The organism is Collinsella sp. An307, from assembly GCF_002161805.1.
Classification (GTDB): domain Bacteria; phylum Actinomycetota; class Coriobacteriia; order Coriobacteriales; family Coriobacteriaceae; genus Coprousia.
On the sequence record NZ_NFIP01000002.1, the window covers coordinates 196783 to 216456 of the forward strand.

The 19674-nt window shown below is 59.7% G+C and carries 16 protein-coding genes; 5 read left to right on the top strand and 11 right to left on the bottom strand.

The genetic code is table 11. From position 1 onward, the window contains the following. Positions 1 to 165 precede the first annotated feature (165 nt). The 9 genes from B5F89_RS02840 to sufC form a co-directional block, all read right to left on the bottom strand. Positions 166 to 1908 carry an FAD-binding protein gene (locus B5F89_RS02840; RefSeq protein WP_087430298.1) on the bottom strand — a complete coding sequence of 581 codons (1743 nt, stop codon included), beginning with the start codon at positions 1906 to 1908 and terminating at the stop codon, positions 166 to 168. Between the two features lie 264 nt (positions 1909 to 2172). Continuing rightward, the gene (locus B5F89_RS02845) at positions 2173 to 3177 is read right to left on the bottom strand and encodes a GGGtGRT protein (protein WP_087430299.1); all 1005 of its coding nucleotides are present in this window, start codon (positions 3175 to 3177) and stop codon (positions 2173 to 2175) included. 17 nt (positions 3178 to 3194) lie between these two features. Beyond that, on the bottom strand, positions 3195 to 3929 hold the full coding sequence (locus B5F89_RS02850; protein ID WP_087430300.1) for a hypothetical protein: 735 nt from the start codon (positions 3927 to 3929) through the stop codon (positions 3195 to 3197). 191 nt (positions 3930 to 4120) lie between these two features. After that, positions 4121 to 5458, bottom strand: coding sequence for a YbhN family protein (locus tag B5F89_RS02855; RefSeq protein WP_087430301.1), 1338 nt, complete (start codon positions 5456 to 5458; stop codon positions 4121 to 4123). A 78-nt stretch (positions 5459 to 5536) separates the two neighbouring features. Further along, complete coding sequence (gene sufU / locus B5F89_RS02860; RefSeq protein WP_087430302.1) at positions 5537 to 5956, bottom strand: Fe-S cluster assembly sulfur transfer protein SufU; 420 nt, start codon at positions 5954 to 5956, stop codon at positions 5537 to 5539. Positions 5957 to 6063: 107 nt separating this feature from the next. Continuing rightward, positions 6064 to 7404: a SufS family cysteine desulfurase gene (locus tag B5F89_RS02865; protein WP_087430303.1), complete on the bottom strand. Its 1341-nt coding sequence runs from the start codon at positions 7402 to 7404 to the stop codon at positions 6064 to 6066. Continuing rightward, entirely contained in the window at positions 7401 to 8705 is a 1305-nt protein-coding gene (locus B5F89_RS02870) for a SufD family Fe-S cluster assembly protein (RefSeq protein ID WP_087430304.1), read from the bottom strand. The genes B5F89_RS02865 and B5F89_RS02870 overlap by 4 nt, the downstream gene beginning before the upstream one ends. Further along, complete coding sequence (sufB, locus tag B5F89_RS02875; protein ID WP_087430305.1) at positions 8706 to 10118, bottom strand: Fe-S cluster assembly protein SufB; 1413 nt, start codon at positions 10116 to 10118, stop codon at positions 8706 to 8708. 9 nt (positions 10119 to 10127) lie between these two features. Beyond that, positions 10128 to 10973, bottom strand: coding sequence for a Fe-S cluster assembly ATPase SufC (gene sufC, locus B5F89_RS02880; RefSeq protein ID WP_087430306.1), 846 nt, complete (start codon positions 10971 to 10973; stop codon positions 10128 to 10130). 237 nt (positions 10974 to 11210) lie between these two features. Here sufC and B5F89_RS02885 point away from each other — a divergent pair, with 237 nt between their 5' ends. From B5F89_RS02885 to B5F89_RS02905, 4 genes are all read left to right on the top strand, one after another. After that, complete coding sequence (locus tag B5F89_RS02885; RefSeq protein WP_087430307.1) at positions 11211 to 11651, top strand: Rrf2 family transcriptional regulator; 441 nt, start codon at positions 11211 to 11213, stop codon at positions 11649 to 11651. 372 nt (positions 11652 to 12023) lie between these two features. Beyond that, the gene (locus B5F89_RS02890) at positions 12024 to 13943 is read left to right on the top strand and encodes a hypothetical protein (RefSeq protein ID WP_087430308.1); all 1920 of its coding nucleotides are present in this window, start codon (positions 12024 to 12026) and stop codon (positions 13941 to 13943) included. A gap of 811 nt (positions 13944 to 14754) precedes the next feature. Beyond that, the gene (locus tag B5F89_RS02900; protein WP_087430310.1) at positions 14755 to 15435 is read left to right on the top strand and encodes a glycosyltransferase family 2 protein; all 681 of its coding nucleotides are present in this window, start codon (positions 14755 to 14757) and stop codon (positions 15433 to 15435) included. Between the two features lie 5 nt (positions 15436 to 15440). Continuing rightward, positions 15441 to 15785 (top strand): DUF2304 domain-containing protein, encoded by a 345-nt coding sequence (locus B5F89_RS02905; RefSeq protein ID WP_087430311.1) that lies wholly within the window; start codon positions 15441 to 15443, stop codon positions 15783 to 15785. Positions 15786 to 15896: 111 nt separating this feature from the next. Here the strand turns inward: B5F89_RS02905 and B5F89_RS09950 are convergent, their stop codons facing one another. Continuing rightward, a complete protein-coding gene (locus tag B5F89_RS09950) occupies positions 15897 to 17165 on the bottom strand; it encodes a hypothetical protein (RefSeq protein ID WP_143758322.1) in 1269 nt (422 codons plus the stop codon). A gap of 71 nt (positions 17166 to 17236) precedes the next feature. On the opposite strand from B5F89_RS09950, the gene B5F89_RS02915 reads away from it, so the two are divergent. After that, a complete protein-coding gene (locus tag B5F89_RS02915) occupies positions 17237 to 18292 on the top strand; it encodes a glycosyltransferase (RefSeq protein WP_087430313.1) in 1056 nt (351 codons plus the stop codon). Between the two features lie 3 nt (positions 18293 to 18295). Here B5F89_RS02915 and B5F89_RS02920 read toward each other — a convergent pair whose 3' ends face one another. Further along, positions 18296 to 19441, bottom strand: coding sequence for a glycosyltransferase family 4 protein (locus B5F89_RS02920; RefSeq protein WP_087430314.1), 1146 nt, complete (start codon positions 19439 to 19441; stop codon positions 18296 to 18298). Positions 19442 to 19674: the final 233 nt, after the last annotated feature.

Sequence of the window (19674 nt, forward strand, 5' to 3'; positions counted from 1 at the left end):
TCCGATTCACTCGACAGGAATATCAGTTATTCAACAACCTATGTCCTTCTGCCGGGATAGGGCGCTTTGCCATACGTTCGAATCCTTGGGAAATAGGGAGCGACGTGGGCGTTCTACTTTGGAAGAGCGTATAAGATTGTTGAATACTTGCATTTTTGTCGGGTACTACCTTGGTGATGACAAGAGGATGATGTTTGGTTGGCTGTAATCCCGATTCTGTTCGGGACAGTCCGCCCGAAAGTGAGCTCCGCGACTTTCCGCGCGCGCAAGCATGGCGGTAAGCATTGCCCGCCCGAGAAGCAGTTGGGCACCCAACGTTGCGGCCTGCGCTTGGGTGCTGGCCGGCATCTCGCTTGAGGGCCCTGTAGCCCCGCTATGGCTATCTCGTGCCCGCACGCGCCTCTCTAGCTCCTCCAGTCTGCTCAGGGCGTCGGTAAGTCCCTCTGCGGTTCGCGGAAGCATTGCAGAGCGCTGCATCACGCGGTGAAGCTCATCAGTCATCGCGGCGGTGTCAACGCTCGTGGGCAGAGGGAGGCGGACCATCTCGGTAGAGGAACGATATCCGGCATCCTGTGGATATGAGACGGCGTGCGGCGCGCTTTCTGCTTTGTCGCCGTTAGCACTCAACGCATATGTGGCAGCAGCTCTGCCCGCTCGCCTGCCAAAGACGAGCCCGTTGGCGCTTGAGAGCCCGCCGATACGGTCGGCGCCGTGCATGCCTCCCGTGGCCTCACCTGCGGCATAGAGCCCTGCAGGTCCGCAGCGCCCGTCGCTATCAATGAGGATACCGCCGTTCGATGCATGGGCGTAAAGTGCGATGGCGAGTTCCTCGTCCGCCCCAATGCCCTGTGCGTCGCTGAGCCAAGAGCTGAATGTGCGCACAAACTCGGGGACGTTCTGTTTGGGGAAGTGGTAGCGGACCTTCATGCCCCGCTCGCCGCAAGCGGCGATGGCAAGGTCGACCTCACGTGTTGCTAACCGCACGGTGAACGGTCCGTGGCTGCTCCGCTCGATGAGGAGCTCTCTGGCAAGAGCGGGGTCGGTATCAGCGTAGCGAAACGATTTCTCGTTGAAGACGAGATTGCGCTTAGGCGCGATGAGCCCAGGCATCATCTGCATGAATTCGATATTGATGAGGGTACAGCCGTGCGCGAGCGCGATGCCCTGGACCGAGCTCGTGACGTCGCGCGCGGTAAGGCGTCGTGCAAAAAGACCGCTGGTGCCGCCGGTGGCGAGAACGGTTGCGCGCGAGGAGAGGGTGGCCATGCGTTGACGCGCGCAATCGAAAAAGATGCCGCCACGGATGCGTCTGTCACCGCGGGAGCCGTTCGCGTTCTGTTTCCAGGGGCTTGCGGTAAGGGGAGCGAAGGCACAAGTTCTAGAGGGGGAGAGCGGCGTATCCGCCTCGTCGATTAGATCGATAAGCTCCCATCCGGCTCGAACATCGATGCCCAGGCGCTCGATCTCCCGGCCGAAGGCGCGCTCCATGCTCGTGCGTGTAAGGCCGCGCCACAGACGATGTTTATGGTCAAAACAGGGGATGAAGGCGTCCTCTTGAGCGCTCGCAGCATCCGCGGGTTTCTCGAGAGCGACACCGAGCTCCTCGAGCCACGCTAAGGCAGGGCGTATTCCGTGTACGAAGGTGTCGGCAAGCTCAGGGACCACCATGTTGCAGCCGACCGCGTTGATGGTTGCGGCGAGGTCGCGCTCGTCTGCATCGTCTGCTGGGGCGATAAGGCCAAGTCCCCACGTGCCGGGAAAGAAACTCGATCCGCCAAAGGGTTTCCCCTGGGTGGCGAGGCAAACGTGCGCGCCGGCACGTGCGGCCTCTATGGCTGCCGATATGCCGGCGATGCCGGACCCCACGACGAGCACGTCGTAGCTACAGCCGGTGCCGTGTTGCGCCATAGGTATTCCTCTCGATTCGGGCAAGTGAGTTTCTGTTAGGCGAGTGAGTTTCTGTTAGACGAGCGAGCCCTCGCCTTGCCACTGTGGGTAGGCCACTGCCTCGTAGGCTGCCTACTGCCTTGTGGGCTGGCCGCAGCCCAAGGCGCGCCGGCATGCGTGCCCCGGGGGTCGCCCGGTAACGAAAAAGCGCCGCCGCTCGGAGTCCCAAGCGACGGCGCTGCCGTTCAAGTTGCGTCTTGGACGAGCGTCAGATGCAACGTGTCCTTACGCGTTCAGCGCGGCGTTCACGGCGACGGCGCAGGCGACGGTCGCACCGACCATGGGGTTGTTGCCCATGCCGATGAGGCCCATCATGTCGACGTGCGCAGGCACCGAAGAGGAGCCGGCGAACTGGGCGCTGGAGTGCATACGGCCCATGGTGTCGGTCATGCCGTAGGAGGCGGGGCCGGCAGCCATGTTGTCCGGGTGCAGGGTACGGCCGGTGCCGCCACCGGAGGCGACGGAGAAGTACTTCTTACCGGCGAGCACGCGCTCCTTGAAGTAGGTGCCAGCAACGGGGTGCTGGAAGCGCGTGGGGTTGGTGGAGTTACCGGTGATCGAGATGTCGACGTTCTCCGCCCACATGATGGCGACGCCCTCGCGGACGTCGTCGGCGCCGTAGCAGTTGACCTCGGCGCGCGGACCATCGGAGTAGGCGATCTTCTCGACGACCTTGAGCTCACTCGTGAAGTAGTCGAACTGGGTCTTCACGTAGGTGAAGCCGTTGATGCGGGCGATGATCTGAGCGGCGTCCTTGCCGAGGCCGTTCAGGATAACGCGCAGCGGCTTCTTGCGGGCCTTGTTGGCGTTCATAGCGATGCCGATGGCGCCCTCAGCGGCCGCGAAGGACTCGTGACCAGCGAGGAACGCGAAGCACTCGGTGTCGTCACCGAGGAGCATGGCGCCGAGGTTGCCGTGACCGAGGCCGACCTTGCGGTCCTCGGCGACGGAGCCGGGCACGCAGAAGGCCTGGAGGCCCTCGCCGATGATAGCGGCGGCCTCAGAGGCGTCCTTGGCACCCTTCTTGATGGCGAGAGCGCAGCCGAGGGTGTAGGCCCACTTGGCGTTCTCGAACGCGATGGACTGGACGCCCTCGACGATCTCGCGAGGATTGACGCCCTTGTCGAGGCAGATCTGCTCGGCCTCCTCGAGGGAGGAGATGCCGTTCTCAGCGAGGCACGCGTTGATCTTGTCGATGCGGCGCTCGTAACCTTCGAAGCTTACAGCCATGTGTCTTCCCTCCCTTTCTACTCGTGAACCGGGAACACGGACTCAACGGTGTGGGTCTCCTCGTCGGTACGAGGATCGATGTACTTGGCAGCGGCCTCCCACTGACCATAGTGACCCATGGCGCCGGCGATGGCGTCTTCGGGGGAGACGCCCTTCTTGAGGGCATCGGTGAACTTGCCGAGGTTCAGGAACTCGAACGCGATGATCTCGTTCTTGTCGTTGAGCGCCATGCGGGTGACGTAGCCCTGGGCGAGCTCGAGGTAACGGGCGCCCTTGAGCTTGGTGCCGAACATGGTGCCGATCTGGCTGCGCAGGCCCTTGCCGAGGTCGTCGAGGGAGGAGCCGACGGGCAGGCCGTCCTCAGAGAAGGCGGTCTGGCTGCGGCCGTAGACGATCTGGAGGAACAGCTCGCGCATGGCCACGTTGATGGCGTCGCAGACGAGGTCGGTGTTCAGAGCCTCAAGGATGGTCTTGCCGGGAAGAATCTCGGAGGCCATGGCTGCGGAATGGGTCATGCCCGAGCAGCCGAGGGTCTCGACGAGGCACTCCTCGATGACGCCCTCCTTGATGTTGAGCGTGAGCTTGCAGGCACCCTGCTGGGGCGCGCACCAGCCCACACCGTGCGTGAGACCGGAGATGTCGGCGATCTCCTTGGCCTGAACCCACTTGCCCTCCTCGGGGATGGGCGCGGGGCCGTGGTATGCACCCTTGGCGACAGGGCACATGTTCTCCACTTCTGCTGTGTACTGCATGCCTCTCCTCTCTTTCGGTTTCTCAGCGGCGGGCCATGGCAACATAGCCGGCCGAACCTGACATGCACAGTCATTGTACCGCGAATAGCCATCTTCGAGGATGCCCGATGGCATGAAAAACGAAGGAAACTATGGCCCCTTGCGCGTTCGTGCGGTCCTGGGGCGTCAGATAGGTGGGGATGGGCGACTTGCTAGTGCTTGTCGGTGGAGGATTTCGCTGCCAGGTCCTCGTCTTCTTTAGTGCGCTTGGGCCGATAGGTGATGCCCTGTGCACGCTTGAGACCGCTCCGATCATGCCGGGCGATGCGCCGTAGGTTTGTGTCCCAGCGCGTGAAGCGGTGATAGATGCTCTCGCCCGAGGCAGAGCGCATGCCCATGCAGGGGGCTGCGATGAGCACGGGCAGCAGGTACTCGATCCCGCGCCAGATCACGAGGCCGGCGGAGAGATGCCAACCGAACATCCCGCCAAAGAGATAGGTGAAGCCCACCTCGGCGCCTCCCGCGCCGCCGGGCAGCGGGATCGCGTTCACGAGCAGCTCGACCATGGAGCCCGAGGCGAGGCAGATGATGAGGTCCGCCTCGAGGCCAAAGGAGCGCAGCACGAAATAGGGGAGCGCGTACATGCACCCGAGCTGCACAAGGGTGATGAGCTCTGCTGCGAGCAAGACGCCCCCGTGCGCGGCGCCGTTGCGAAAGGCGCGGGCGAAGGTGTCGACCTGTGTGTCTACCAGCTCGTGGAAGCGGCGGTACCGCTTCTCGCTCACCACGTGCAGCGCCCGCCCTGCGCGCAGCGCCGCGTGGGCCAGCGCCATGATGGGGCGCGGCAGTAGGCAGATAAGAATCGCGACCGACACCTGGACGAACTTGACCGCGAACATGAAGATGCCGATGAGGGTGATGTTGAGGCCCAAGATCTGCACGTCGGCGAAGGTCTCGAGGAAGTATCCGCCGCAGAGCACGAGCATGATGGCGGCGAAGATGCCCTCGCCCGCCTCGTAGAGGGTGAAGCGAACGGACTGCAGTGCGGTCGCCTCGGCGACGGGAAGGCCCGCACGCGTGAGACGGTAGATCTGGGAGGGGATGACGCCGGCGCCGCCGGGGGTGAGGCGCATGAAGAAGACGCCGGACGCCTCCACGCTCATGAGGTCGCGAAACCCGACCGGCGAGTCGTGGTCGAGGGCGGCGAGCACCGCGAAGGCGAGCACGCCGAAGACGTAATAGAACAGAAAGCAGATGATTCCCGCGACGATCCAGGCGGGGTCGACGCCGGCGAGCGCACGGATGAAGTCGTCCGCCTGACCGCTCAGCACGAGGTAGGCGACGTAGGCCGCCGCCACGATGGCGAGGATGACAAAGGTGACGCGCACCTGCTTGAGCGAGGAGCGATCTGCGTTGCGGTCGCGTGTCGACCACGCATCGCCGACGTAGAGCTTCGGGGTGCCGGGTTTGCGCTGTCGCGGTGAGCCGTCGATGTTGGTGCTGCGATGTTCCTGGGAGCGCTTGTTGTCTCGGTCGGGTCGTTTGGCCACGGTTGCATCCTGTCGCTGAGGGTACTCCCGCCAGTGTACCCAGAAACGGCGGCGGGGCGTCGCGCTGGTGGGAGAGGGCTAGGAGAGGATGCCGTCGAGCGTGCGCCAGGCGAGCTCGGCGCACTTCACGCGGGCGGGCATGTGCGAGATGTCCTTCAGCTGGGCAGCCTCGTCGAGGTCCTCGTAATCCTCTTCGGAAAGCTCCTCGCCGCGGATCATCTTGAGGAAGAGGGCTGAGAGTCGGCGTGCTTCCTCGATGGTCTCACCGGTGATGAGCTCGGCCATGATATCTGCCGAGGCTTGGGAGATGGCGCAGCCGTGACCGGTGAAACTCGCCTCCTCGATCACGCCGTCCTCCACACGCAGCTGGAGGGTGAGCTCGTCGCCGCAGCTGGGGTTGATGCCGTCGTGCGTGTGGGTGGGGGCGTCCATCTCGTACTTGTAGTCGGGGTGGGAGTTATGCTCCATGAACGTGGTCGAGCTGTAGATGTTGGCCATGAAGGTGCTCCTTAGGTGCACATTTGGGGACGGGTTCAAAATAGGTGCATTTGGGGACGGGGCCGAAACGCGCCAGATTGCATACTTCGACCCCGTCCCCAAATGAATCAGTGGAAGGTGTTCCAGACTGTGGTGAGACCGTCGATAAAGCGGTCGATATCCGCCTGGTCGTTGTAGAAGGCGAGGCTCGCGCGGCAGCAGGCGAGGTTCTCGCAGCCCATCCAGGCGAGCAGCGGCTGTGCGCAGTGGTGCCCGGCGCGGATGCACACGCCCTGCATGTCGAGGATGCTCGCGACGTCGTGGGGGTGGATGCCGCGCACGTTGAAGCTGATGACACCCAGGTGACGGTCCCAGTAGATGGACCCCAGGATGTCGATGAAGGGGAGCTCCACCATACGGGACATGGCGTAATGGACGAGCGCCTGCTCGCGCGCGTGTACGGCGTCGTAGCCCACCTGCTCGGTCAGGTAGGTGAGGGCGGCCCCCGTGGCGAAGATGCCCGCGGCGTCCTGCGTGCCCGCCTCGAACTTCTCGGGCACGGGTGCCCAGACGGCGGACTGCTCGGTCACCGAGTCGATCATCTCACCGCCGGTGAGGAAGGGCTCGGCCTGCTCTAGAAGCGCGCGGTGTCCCCACAGCACGCCCACGCCCATGGGCCCGAGCGCCTTGTGAGCGGAAAACGCGAGGAAGTCCGCACCGAGTGTGCGCACGTCCACGGGCATGTGGGGGACGGACTGCGCGGCGTCGACAACGAGGTAGCCGCCCTGCGCATGCACGGCGCGGGCGAGCTTTTCCACCGGTACGCGGCAGCCAAGGACATTTGAGACCTGCGTGGCGGCCACGATCTTGGTCTTGGGGCCGATCTTGGCGGCGATCTCCTCATCGGTGAGCTCGCCGGTCTTGGTGGGGTAGAGGTAGACGAGCGTGGCTCCTGCCGCCCGGCACGCCTGCTGCCAGGGGATGAGGTTGGAGTGATGCTCCATGATAGTGATGGCGACCTCATCGCCGGGCTCAAGCACCGTGGGCGCGAACGCCTTGGCAACAAGGTTCAGCGACTCGCTGGTGTTGCGGGTGAAGACGATCTCAGAGGCCTGCGCGCGCCCGCGCTCGTCCACGGCGCCGATGAGCGTTGCGATTTGAGCGCGCACCTTGGCGATGGCCTCGGTCGCCTCGACGGAGAGCGAGTAGAGACCGCGGAGCGGGTTGGCGTTCATGGTTTCATAGAACCGGCGCTGCGCGTCGAGGACCACGGCAGGGCGCTGCGCGGTGGCGGCGCTGTCGAGAAAAGCGATGTCCGAATGCCCCGTGAGCAGCGGAAAGTCTGCCTTGTAGGGGTTGGCGGCGATATCGAGCTTGGGCCAGGTGCGGGAGGCCTCGTCGCTCGCGTCGATGACGGGCGCCTCGGGCGCGGTGCAGCTCTCGCAGCGAACGTTCTCGGTGTCGATCATGCTGCGTCCTCCTCGGTCTCGTCGATATCGAAATCCTCGACCAGACGCTCGGCCAGACGCGCGACCGCGGCGCGGGCGCCCTCGGTGGGGGCGGTGAGTGCGGCGTCCTCGAGCTTGGCGGTGAGGAAGAGCGCCTCTGCCGCCTCGGGCGAGATGCCGCGGCTCATCATGTAGAAGAGCTGGTCGGGGCGGACGTGCCCGATGGTTGCGCCGTGGTTGCCGGCGACGTCGTCCTCGTCGCAAAGGATGGTCGGGACGGTCTTGTTGTCCACGCCCTCGCTTGCGATGAGCACGGTCTCGCGCTCGGTGCCCTCGGAGCCCTTGCAGCCGTGGACGAGGTCGATGGTGCCGCGCAGGACTTTCTTAGAGGTGCCGGCGAGCACGCCGTTTGCGAGGATGTTGGAGACGGTCTTGCGCCCGCGGTGGCGGACGGTGTAGGCAAAGTCGCGGCTCTCGGCGCCGGTTGCAAGGTAGCTCGTGTCGATGTCGGCGCGGGCGCCGTCGGCGCGGAGGTCCGCCACAAGGCCGGTGTAGGTCGTGCCGCCGCCCAGCACCACGTGGCGCACGGTGAGCCGTGCGCCCTCGTCGAGCACGTAGCCCTCGTCGTCCAAAACCACGGTTGCGGGCAGGGCGCACACGTAGACGGTAACGTTCACGCGCGAGCGCGCGCCAGCAAAGACGCGCAGCTCGGAGCCAATGAGGGCGGCAGCGTCCGCATCGCCAAAGTCATCGGTACCGTCGAGCTCGATCACAAGGTCGAGCTCGGAGTCGGGCGCGGCCACCACGTCGACGGCAACGGCCGCGGCTGCGCGCTCCTCGCCCTCTACGCGCACGACCGCGCGGGCGCGCTCACCCTCAGTTGTGCCGAGGGCCACCGGCTCGCCGGCGAGAAAGTTCAGGTAGGAGCGGGCGTCGTGGCCCATGCCCGTCTCAAAGGCACGGGCGATGTCGCCCTCGGCTTCCTCGCGGCAGGCGCGCTCCTGGTAGCGCGAGAGCGCCGGAATGTCGAGGTCGCCGAGGTCCCCGTCCGCATCGGCACGCGTGCCGCCCGTCTTGGCGGCGCGCAGGCAGGCACGGTCATCCGCCGTGTCGCCTCGTGCGGCGTCCACGCGCTCCTGCATCTCGGCCACCGCGACCTCAAAGGGCCGCGCGTTGTCAAAGAGCTCCTGCGGCGCGTCCACGTCAACGGCGCCGACGGGGGCAAGGCCGGCGGGAATGGCGACCTTGGCGTTGTTCATCTTGAGCCAGCCCCACGTGGGCGCGGGCATAGCGCTGGCGTTGCGTATGGTGAGAGCGTCCATCTAGCCGATCGCCCCTTCCATCTCGAGCTTGATGAGGTTGTTCATCTCAACGGCGTATTCGAGTGGCAGCTCCTTGGCAACCGGGTTCGCAAAGCCGTTCACGATCATCGCGCGCGCCTCCTCCTCAGAGATGCCGCGGCTCATAAGGTAGAAGACCTTGTCGTCGCCGATGCGGCCGATCGTTGCTTCGTGACCAATGTCGACGTTTTTGGCGCGCACGTCCATCGCGGGGATGGTGTCCGAGCGGCTCTCGTCGTCGAGCATGAGCGACTGGCAGCTGACCGTTGCCTGCGCGCCCTCTGCCGCGGGCGTCACCACAATGGAGGAGCGGAACGTCTGGATGCCGCCTCCCTTGGAGATACCCTTGGTCTCCACGGTCGCGCGGGTGTCGGGCGCGGCCATGACCACCTTGGTGCCGGTGTCGAGGTTCTGGCCCGCGCCCGCAAAGGTGATGCCGGTAAAGCTCGAGCGCGCGCGTCGCCCGGTGAGCACGCTCATGGGGTAGAGATAGCCCACGTGGCTGCCAAAGGAGCCGCTGATCCACTCGATCTCGCCGTCTTCCTCCACGCGTGCGCGCTTGGTGTTCAAGTTGTACATGTTTTTCGACCAGTTCTCGATGGTCGAGTAGCGCAGGTGCGCGCGGCGTCCCACAAAGAGCTCCACGGCGCCCGCGTGCAGGTTTGCCACGTTGTACTTAGGCGCCGAGCATCCCTCGATAAAGTGCAGGTCGGCGTCGTCCTCGACGATGATGAGCGTGTGCTCAAACTGACCGGCGCCCTTGGCGTTCAGGCGGAAGTAGCTCTGGAGCGGGAAGTCGAGCTTGGTGCCGGCGGGCACGTAGACAAACGAGCCGCCGCTCCACACCGCACCGTGGAGCGCGGCAAACTTGTGGTCCGTCGGCGGGATGAGCGTCATGAACTTCTCGCGAATGAGCTCCTCCCAGCGCGGCTCGTGGAGCGCCTCCTCAATACCGGAGTAGACGATGCCCATCTTGGAGGCGGTGTCCTGCATGTTGTGGTAGACAAGCTCCGAGTCGTACTGAGCGCCCACGCCGGCGAGGTAGCTCCGCTCCGCCTCGGGGATGCCCAGACGCTCAAAGGTGTTCTTGATGTCGTCGGGCACGTCCTCCCAGGTGGCGGACTGGTCGGTGTTGGGCTTCACGTAGGTGGCGATGTGGTCCATGTCGAGACCCGCGATCGAAGGGCCCCACGTGGGGTCGGGGAAGCTGTTGTAGATCTCGAGCGACTTCAGACGAAACTCGAGCATCCACTGGGGCTCGTCCTTGCGGCGGGAGATCTCGGTCACGATCTCGGGCGTGAGGCCCTCGGCCAGGCGCTCAAAGCCCTCCTCGGAATCTTTGAAGTCGTAGAGGCTGCGGTCGATATCCGCGACCTCGGTGCGCTGCTTTGCCATCGCGCCTCCTTAGCGCTCGACGACGGCCGAGAGGTCGGCGGCGTCGATCCCGTCGAGTGCGCCCGTGCCGGACGCCTGACCGTCCGCGCCGACAGCGCCCTCGCCGGCCTGCTCAAAGGACTCAAAGCCGTTCTCGTCGATCCAAGGGATGAGGGAGGCGTCGTCCTCGCGCACCATGCGGCCCTGGACCATGACATGCACGCGATCAACGTCCACGTGCTCCAGGATACGGGTGTTGTGCGTGATGATAATGAGCGAGCCGTCGCAGGTCTTGCGGTAGAGGTCCATGCCGCGACTCACAACGCTGAGCGCGTCGACGTCGAGGCCGGAGTCAGTCTCGTCGAGGATGGCGAGCTTGGGCTGGAGGAGCAAAAGTTGGAGCATCTCGACCTTCTTCTTCTCGCCGCCCGAGAAGCCCACGCCAAGCTCACGGTTGAGGTAGCTCGGGTCCATGTCGAGCTCGGCGCAGAGCTCCTTCACGCGACGACGGAACTCCTTGCCCTTAAGCGCCCGGTCTGGGCGCGCGGCGAGCGTGGCGCGCAAAAAGCTCGAGAGTGGCACGCCGGGGATTTCGACCGGCGCCTGGAAGGAGAGGAAAAGTCCCGCACGGGAGCGCTTGTCGGGCGAAAGCTCGGTCACGTCCTCGCCGTCGAAGGTGATGGTGCCCGCGGTCTGGGTGTAGACGGGGTCGCCCATGATGACGTGGCCCAAGGTGGACTTGCCGGCGCCGTTGGGGCCCATGAGGACGTGCGTCTCGCCGGCGTCGACGGCAAGGTCGATGCCGTGGAGGATCTCCTTCTCATCGACCGCGGCCGAGAGGCCCTGGACGCTGAGCAGCGGGGTGGAAGCGGGCATAGTGGCTCCTTGCTGTGCGTAGGATGAAAATCCTAGGAATAATCTCGGATTAACGATAAGATGAATGCCGGTGAAGTCAAGATGAAATCCGACTAATCCACTAGGATTTCTTGTGCCATTTGGGTGCCGCATGTGGAGCGGGGCCGTAACGCGACATCTACCGCAGGGTGCCCCGATCCGGCCGCTTTGCCACCTTTGCGGGCCAAAGCTGAAGCCACCGCAGGAAGGAGCGAGCGCGTGCTTATATCGTCTAAAGGGCGCTACGCGCTGCGCCTCATGATCTATATCGCCGCCTTCGGTCGCGAGGACGGTCACAAGGTCGCCCTGCGCGAGGTGGCGGCGGGGGAGGACATCTCCCTAAAATACCTCGAGCAGCTCGTGCGCCCGCTCATGCAGGCCGGGCTGCTCAAGAGCGTGCGGGGCAAAGGCGGTGGCTACGTGCTGGCCCGTCCCGCGACCGATATTCGCGCGGGCGATATCCTGCGCGTCGCGGAGGGCACCACGGCGCCTGTGGCCTGCGAGGGTATCGAGGGGGCGTGCTACCGCGCCGGCCTTTGCTCGACGGTTAAGTTCTGGACCGGCCTCGACGAGGTGATAGAACGCTACGTGGACGGTGTGACGCTCGCCGACCTCGCCGCCGTGCCCGAGATCAACCTCGAGATTTCGACGGGAGAGTAGGACAGGCTCCACCCGAACCTTGGTTGTTATGTTCGAAATGGCAGAAAGCCACTCCTCAGCACGGTGCAGATATGCTGAGGAGTGGCTTTCTGCTGTACAGCACCAAAATGTGATGTGAAAATAGCAGAAAACCACTCGTGAGTAAACAGAAGAGTGGTGGATACGCAACGGTCGCCCAAGGAGCACGGCCTGTCGAGACTCCGCCCGGTGCTACCCGTACGCTTCAAGCTGAACTTCAACCTTAATTGAATTGCGTGGGGGTGGCGTGATTTGCTTGACCCCCGCTTAAGACGCTTGCAATACTGGGCTTCTCATGGTCTGTGACCCGTACCATAACCGCGCTTGCTCTTTGGAGCCGCAGATTGGAGCGACATGAAGCCCCGCCACCTCGCTGTTGCCGCAGGACTCGCCCTTACGCTTTCCTTTGGAGCCGCGCATGCGGCAACGCCCGTTTATGCTGAAGAGGCGTCTGTCGAGCACGATGCTAACGCCGCGGCGCAGCCGGAAGGTTCCTCGTCAGCCGGCGCGGATACGACTGGTACGGGGGATGTGGCAGCGGATGACGTTGCCGCGGAGCCTCTGCCTGCGCCGAGCGATTACGATAAGACCGACTTTTGCGAGGACGTCGCCCCCGCCTCTGCGCGGTCAGCACGCTCCTCGGCATCGAGCCTCTCATCCGTCTCGGTTTCCAGCGAGATGAAGTACTTCACCAAGTACGAGAGCCACAGCAACTACCGCCAGGGCTTCGGGCGAGGAGATGGCTACAACGCGCTCGGCTACTATCAGTTTGACCGGCGGTACTCGCTCATCTCGTTCGTCACGGCGGTGTATAGTGCCAATCCCGCGAAGTACTCCATGCTCAAACCGGTGATCGACCGGGGGAGTGAGATCGCGGGCGCGTCGTCCATGTACGATTCTGAGGCGGGAACGCTGAACGAGCTCGGTCAGCTGGCGCAGAATGCGTGGTACGCCGCCTATGACACCGACCCCGCGGAGTTCTCGGCGTTTCAGGATGCGTATGCGTACAACAGCTACTACGTTCCGACCGAGCGTTGGCTCAAGAGCGAGCTGGGCATCGATATGTTCGGCCGCGCCGATTGCGTCAAGGGCATGGTGTGGGGACTCTCCAACATGTGGGGTACGAACGGCGTGAAGAAGGTTATGTGCGGAGCGAGCCTCAGCAACGATATGACAGACCGTGAGTTTGTGACGGCCCTAGCGACCCAGATGACGGACAACATCGCGCAGTACAGCTCGCAGACGCGGTACTACAAGGGTTGGGGGGACCGTTATCGCAACGAGCTGAATGACTGCCTGGCATATATCTCGCTGCATGAGGCAGAGCAGGACGTCGGGGGTGCGGTGGATGATCCGTCTGCCGGTTCAGATGCGACGGGGCCCGGTGCGTCTGACTCCAATGGAGACGCGGCGGACGAGCCGACGCAGGGGGAAGGGATTGACGGTGCGGGATCGTCTTCTGGTGCCTCTGGCGAGGGCGGCGCGTCCGATGGTGCGGGCGCTGGATCCGATTCCGGTCAGACCGCGGGCGACTCGAGCGATGCCGCCGATCCGGGGACTGCGGGCGGAGGCTCGGCCGATGAGCCCGATGGCGGCGCTTCGAGCGACGGTTCGGCCGACGCGGGTGCGGACGGTGCCGGGTCTGACGACTCGGATGGCGCGGGGTCGGATACTTCGGCCGATGGATCGCAGGGCAGCGAGGATTCGACCGTCGATAGTGGCTCGGACGCCGGGAGCGGGTCGGATACGGAGGGTGGCACCGATTCCGACGGTGCGGATGCCGTCGATCCGGTGACGCCGCAGTCTGCTCCGAGCACGCCTGGAGGCAGCGTGGACTCCGGTCAGGCGGACAACTCTAACGGCAGCGATGCCGAGAGCGACGCGACCGCTGATGGGTCTGCTGAGGGCGACTCATCCGAGGGAGACACCTCGAATGACGCCTCTGGGCAGGGGACCTCCGCTGCAGATGAAGACACGCAGGGCGATGGGGGCGGAAAGGCCCCAGGGGATGATGCGGCTAAGAAGACGGGTGCCGATGGCGAGCGGGACGGTGCTGCCGACCCGGCGAACGCGAGCGACCCCTCTGGCTCAGACGGCGGCAACGGGTCGAGCAAAAGCAGTACCAACGGCGCCAAGCGCTTGCCGCAAACCTCAGACCTTGCGCTTTTCGCAGGCCTGGCGGGCGCAAGCGCCGCAACATTCGGCGCGACGTTTGTCTTTGCCGGCAAGAGCGGCATCATCAAGCGCAAGGACGGTAGCGACAGCGCGGAGTAGCCGTTAGGTACATATCGGCTTGTAAGGGCCGCGCACGGGGTGACCGTGCGCGGCCTGTTTTAGCTGCAGACCAAGGGCCCTGCACAAAGGTTTGCTCCGGTTATACTCTTATAAGAGATGAGGCCTCATGGCGAGTCCGGAGATGCATGGAGCCTGTGTGCAAGATGCCGTGAACGTGCTTTTGGCTGATGAGCTGGTACGCATCCGCAACGTATGTCGTATCCATCGGTTTGTGCGAAAGCTGCACCTGTTTGACTCTCGTGCCCGATGGTTGACCTTATCTGCGGTGAGGTATGGACTGCGCGCGATGAGGGTCTAAAGCGAGAGAGCGTCTACCGTTTACTCTAGGAGGCTAACGCACTGTCTTTCGAGGTAAAGTTAACCCTGCCCTGAAGTTCCATGGGACGCCGTGCGCGGCTTGCGCAATCGCCTTGCTCACGATTGCTCGCATGTGGATCGCGCCATTGTATGGGAAACGCTTTCGAACGGTATTGATGAGCTCAACCGCGTGGCTGAGGATTATATCGCGAAGCATGGACTCGAGTGATGTGGTGGTAGCCGGATATGTTGAAAATGGATGTATTCGTTGGTTATTTCGCGCACTGTTTTTTTGCTTTCGCTTTAGCGTTTTGCTCTCCTTGGCCGAACCGATGCACAAAGGTTGACTGCGCTTACATCAATGCTATGACGAAGGAGCCAATCGAACTCATCTGAAGGTTGTCTATGTCTTTCCGGTGCGCGTTGTGCCAAATGCGTTCTCGCGTACAATATTCCGAGATGTAGGTGCAGAAGGGGAGATGCGACGCAAGCTATGAAGACACTGGTCATCATACCGGCCTATAACGAAGAAGATAGTATCGTCGGTACGGTCGAAGAGCTAATGCGGGTCGCCCCTCAGTATGATTACGTTGTAATCAACGATGGATCCAAGGACGGTACGCGCTGCATCTGTAGGGAGCACGGCTTCCGCATGCTAGACCTGCCGGCGAACGTTGGCCTCACCTATGGCTTCCAAGCGGGGATCAAATATGCTTTACGCATGGGCTATGATGCGGCGATTCAGTTTGATGCCGACGGGCAACATCGTCCTGAGTACATCAAGACGCTCGTCGACGAGATGGAGCGCACCGAAGCTGACATTGTCATCGGCTCTCGTTTTGTGACCGAGAAGAAGTCGCACTCCGCGCGTATGATCGGTTCGTGCCTAATTTCGGCGATTACCCGATTTACCACGGGCGCCAAGATCAAGGATCCGACCTCGGGCATGCGCCTCTATCGGTCGACGGTGTTTCAGTCGTTCTGCCGGTTCAACGATTTTGGTCCGGAGCCCGACTCCATCGCCTACCTCATTCATAAGGGTGCCAAGGTGGTTGAGTGCCAGGTGGAGATGCGTGACCGCATGGCGGGGGAGAGCTACCTCAACCTGACCCGCTCGATTGAGTACATGCTTCGTACGTGCGCGTCCATTCTGTTTGTCCAATGGTTTAGGTGATTGTCATGTCGCTTGCCCTGCGTATCTTTCTACTGGTCTGCGCCGTTTTGGTGCTGATCTTTGTAATTCGAAAGATTAAGAAATCCGAGTTTGAGACGATGGATGCCATCTTTTGGCTGCTATTCATTCTCGTGCTTGCACTGCTAGCCATCTTCCCGGGGATTGCCTATGCGCTCTCGGGTGTGTTGGGATTCGACTCTCCCTCCAACTTTGTTTTCCTGTGTGTAATCGCTATTTTGCTCATCCGTGTGTTTTCGCTTAACGCAAAAGTTGCTCATCTCCGTGCGAAGACGAACTCTCTTATTCAGGAGATTGCTCTGAGAGAGCGAGAGGAAAACAAGACTCACTAGTCCCTGCTGCTTAACCTCCCTTTGCCGTTAAGGCAGTGGATTTGTCAAGTCAACATAGCGTCTTTTCCATCGCATGAAGAATTAGCGTCATAGCCTACGGGATATGCCGGCTCATCCTGCACTGTGTTTCGTGTTCTGATCGAGATTTGCCTTGGATGACATGGAATACGCCATGTATACACATCCCACGGAATAGGCAACGCAAATAGTCAGGCTTACGCCGTTCATATCAAAAGAGGCGACCAACGGAACCATTATCACAATAGAGGCGAGGAGTGAGAGATTATTTCCCACCAGATTCCCTTTCATGTCGCGCACCACAATTGTTAGGTCACTAAAAAGAGCAATACAGGCAGTAGCCGCTGTTGCAAAAAAGGCGACAAGGAGCACATCGGAATAAGCTGCCATGGCATTCCCGAACACGACTTCGAGAAAAAGGGCCCCGAAGAATTCAGCAAAAGCTAGAGAGCCTATCGTCAGGATGCCTATGGCAGCCAAAGAGCGGAGCAGTAAGCTATAAAAGTGATTCCTTCTGCCAAAGTGATAGCTATCTGCGAAACTACTTAGTAGCGGGGCGTACACATATGATGCGCCAGCTTGAACAATTACAGCAGGAGCACATACTGACGCATATACACCAAGTAGCTCGTTGCCTGCGATGAGTCCATAATACTGTCGCACGATGCTCGTCGTAGCTGAGCAGCAAACCATCCCAGCAACAGCTGGTAGACACATTTTTGCAAGGGAAACCATTTGGCGAGTTCGCCATTTTGGGCGTATATCGTCAAACCGGGAAGCCCATCTCATGTCTATGAGTATGAAAGGATAATTGGATATACACATACAAACTATAGAAAATAATAAATTATCGGTCAATTCCATTGAGACAATAAATGCAACTAGAAACAGAATGCCTCTGGAAAGCATTGACTTCCCACAATAATCCATCCTTTCGTTTTTCTGGTCAATTCCATGCAAAACGTCGGTAAATACTTCACTTACTCTGAAGAGCATGTACGCTACAGTAATAATTAAATCGGATGGAGAACACGTGAATGCTGCGTAGACTGTCGATACTAATAGGCCTACGGAAATTGTAAACAGGCGGAAGGCGACATAGTCAGAACTAGAGTACTCATTCTGGATATCAGATACTTGAAACGAGCGAATCTTATATAACGCAATGGGAACAAATATGTTTGAAACGGCCATTGCTACTGCTAGGCTGCCGGCAGCTGAATAGCCCGATGAAAGGCGGGCCACAAAAACCGTAACCAGCCATTGACATCCCAGAAAAACTAGTGAGCCGCAAGCGTTCCACAGGAGATTGCTTTTTAACGATTTGGGCCGAGGAGCCCCTCCTGTGCCATAACCACTCATTTGTTCTCCTATATAGCCTAAGCGATTGAGTAAGTTTACTATTATTTGAGCCAATTCGTACGGAGGAGCCTATGTTCACCAATTATCAGCCAGCGGTTTCTGTCATTATTCCAGTGTATAATGCTTTGCCATATTTGACTGAGGCTCTGGAGAGCGTAAAGAACCAATCGCTGACCAATATAGAAATAGTGTGTCTAAATGACGGTTCCACCGATGGCTCTCTTGAGGTTCTAAATAAATATGCGGAGATGGATCAAAGATTTGTTGTCATAGACAAGCCAAACGAAGGCTATGGCATGACTATGAACAGAGGAATTGAGGTTGCGAGGGGGCGATACGTCGCAATCTTGGAGCCGGATGACTATGTTGACACACGGATGTACGAAGTGCTTCTGGGCGTTGCCGATGCTCTTAATGTTGATATAGTGCGTTCGCAGGCTACGTTGTTTTATGGGGATAAAGACTTCAGGAAGTTTAGCGCGCCATCTCCTATTGGGGGTGAGCCGGGTGCTCGTTTATCGTTAAAAAACGACTCTATTCCGACTGGTCCTCTGTTCCAAACATGGACGGCTTTATATAAACGTGAGTTGATCGGAAGTCTCCGGCCTGCTTATCATACAACTCCGGGTGCGATGTTTCAGGACTCTGGTTTCTGGTTTAAGGCGTACGCTTCAGCTGAATCATATGCCTATGTTAATCAGCCGTTCTATTACTACCGCCGCGACAACGCATCTTCTTCTACGAGCGTCTTAAAACAAAGCTCCAAAAAAGCGCGCGGCATTATAGACGAGTTTCGTTTAACTTTTTCTGATCTTCTCAGAATCGAGCCGGAGGTTCCTCGTGCAGTGGCGAACATATACTGGCTGCAATTCTGCCAAGCGTGTTACTCTGCGATGTGGCTTGCTGAGGACAATGATTCGAGAAGGGATTTGTTGCGGCTGGCAAAGACGGTAATAAGTGAGAGCTTGAATTCCAAGCTGAGCTTTAGGACCGCTGCCACTCCAGCGAGGGTTTTGTGTAATATGATTGTGTTGGCTCCTCGAGCGTTCATATCCTTAAGCAGGATAATCTCTACTCTACGTAACTCAAAGGAGAGGATGAAGGTTGGAAATGCTAAACGGAACTGACTGTTAGGCGAGTTTGTTCCTTATTAGTGCGGATGTAAGTAGTTCGCAGCTGCGTTCCCAGCTATATTCGTCTTCTACACGATTGCGGATTCGGGCACCCATTTCTGCGTCATTGGCAACCGTTGTAAGCGCTTCGGTTATGCCTTTGGCTATCGAGTTTGCACTTGCATCTTTTAGCAGGAATCCATACCTTTCATCCGGAATTAGCTCATCGCAGCCACCGACATTGGTGGTTAGGGTCGGCGTGCCGCTTGCAGCGGCCTCTAAAAGTGAGGTGGCAAATCCTTCCGAACGAGAGGGAAGGCAGTACAAGCTACTCTGAAGCAATAATGCCGCGACATCAGGTTTTGATAGACTACCAAGCAGTTTTGCATTGTTCGGTAGGTTGTTCTTAAGCTGGTTGAAAAGAGTTCCGCTACCTGCAACTAGAAGCATGCACGTTTTACGCCCCTCCTCGAGTTGCCTCATTGCTTCGATGAGTTGAAGTATGCCCTTTTCGGGAACTAGGCGCCCGACAAACGAGACGATTGGAGTACTGGGGCGGATGCTTTGCTCTTGCCTAAAATCGCGTGGCGAAGCCTGTTTCCTCCAGGCCGGGGCATCGATGGCATTAGGGATAATGCCATCCGCCTTAATGCCGAAGTGCGTTAGCCATTCTGCGCTTTTTTTTGATACTGCATAAAAAGAAGGTTTGTAGTGCTTAAGCAACAAAGTGATTGAATGCTCATACAGGCGAACTATAATATCTACAATAGGTTGGTTGAACGTTAGGTGCGCGGAGCCGTGTTCAAGTACAATCGGGCGGATTCCTTTCTGCTTTGCGAATTTTGCCGCCAGTATTGACAGTGGGTAAAACCTCGTATTAATAACAATTCCGTCAGTTTCTAGTTCCTTCAGATTCTTCCAAAGTCTACGATTCAGCTTAGAACACCTAGGCAGGGGAAGCCTGCCGTTCATTAGTGGATGACATGGAAGCCGAATGATATTGCCTTCAGGCAGGCTTTCGAATGATGGATTGGTAGAAATATCGTAGGTGATAATTGAGACATGATGGCCATCCGCTTGCAACGTGCGCGCCATTTGTTCCGTGTAGTTCTCGACTCCTCCGATGCTTGGTTTATAGAGCGCGGAGAATAAAACAATGTTCATATAACCTCACTCTCGAAAAGACCTATCGAGCATTCCAATAGAGATATTCACATTAATATGCTTCCGTTTTACATAAAGACACGAATACTTTGATGGTAATAAGCTTACTGTTACATCTTTACAGGCTACCTTATAGCGTACCTCATATTACAAGAGTCGAAGTCCGATTTGCAGAGTATTCAGTGGATGGTGTTGATGTGTTTGCGATTCTTGAGAAGTAGGTCCGAATCATT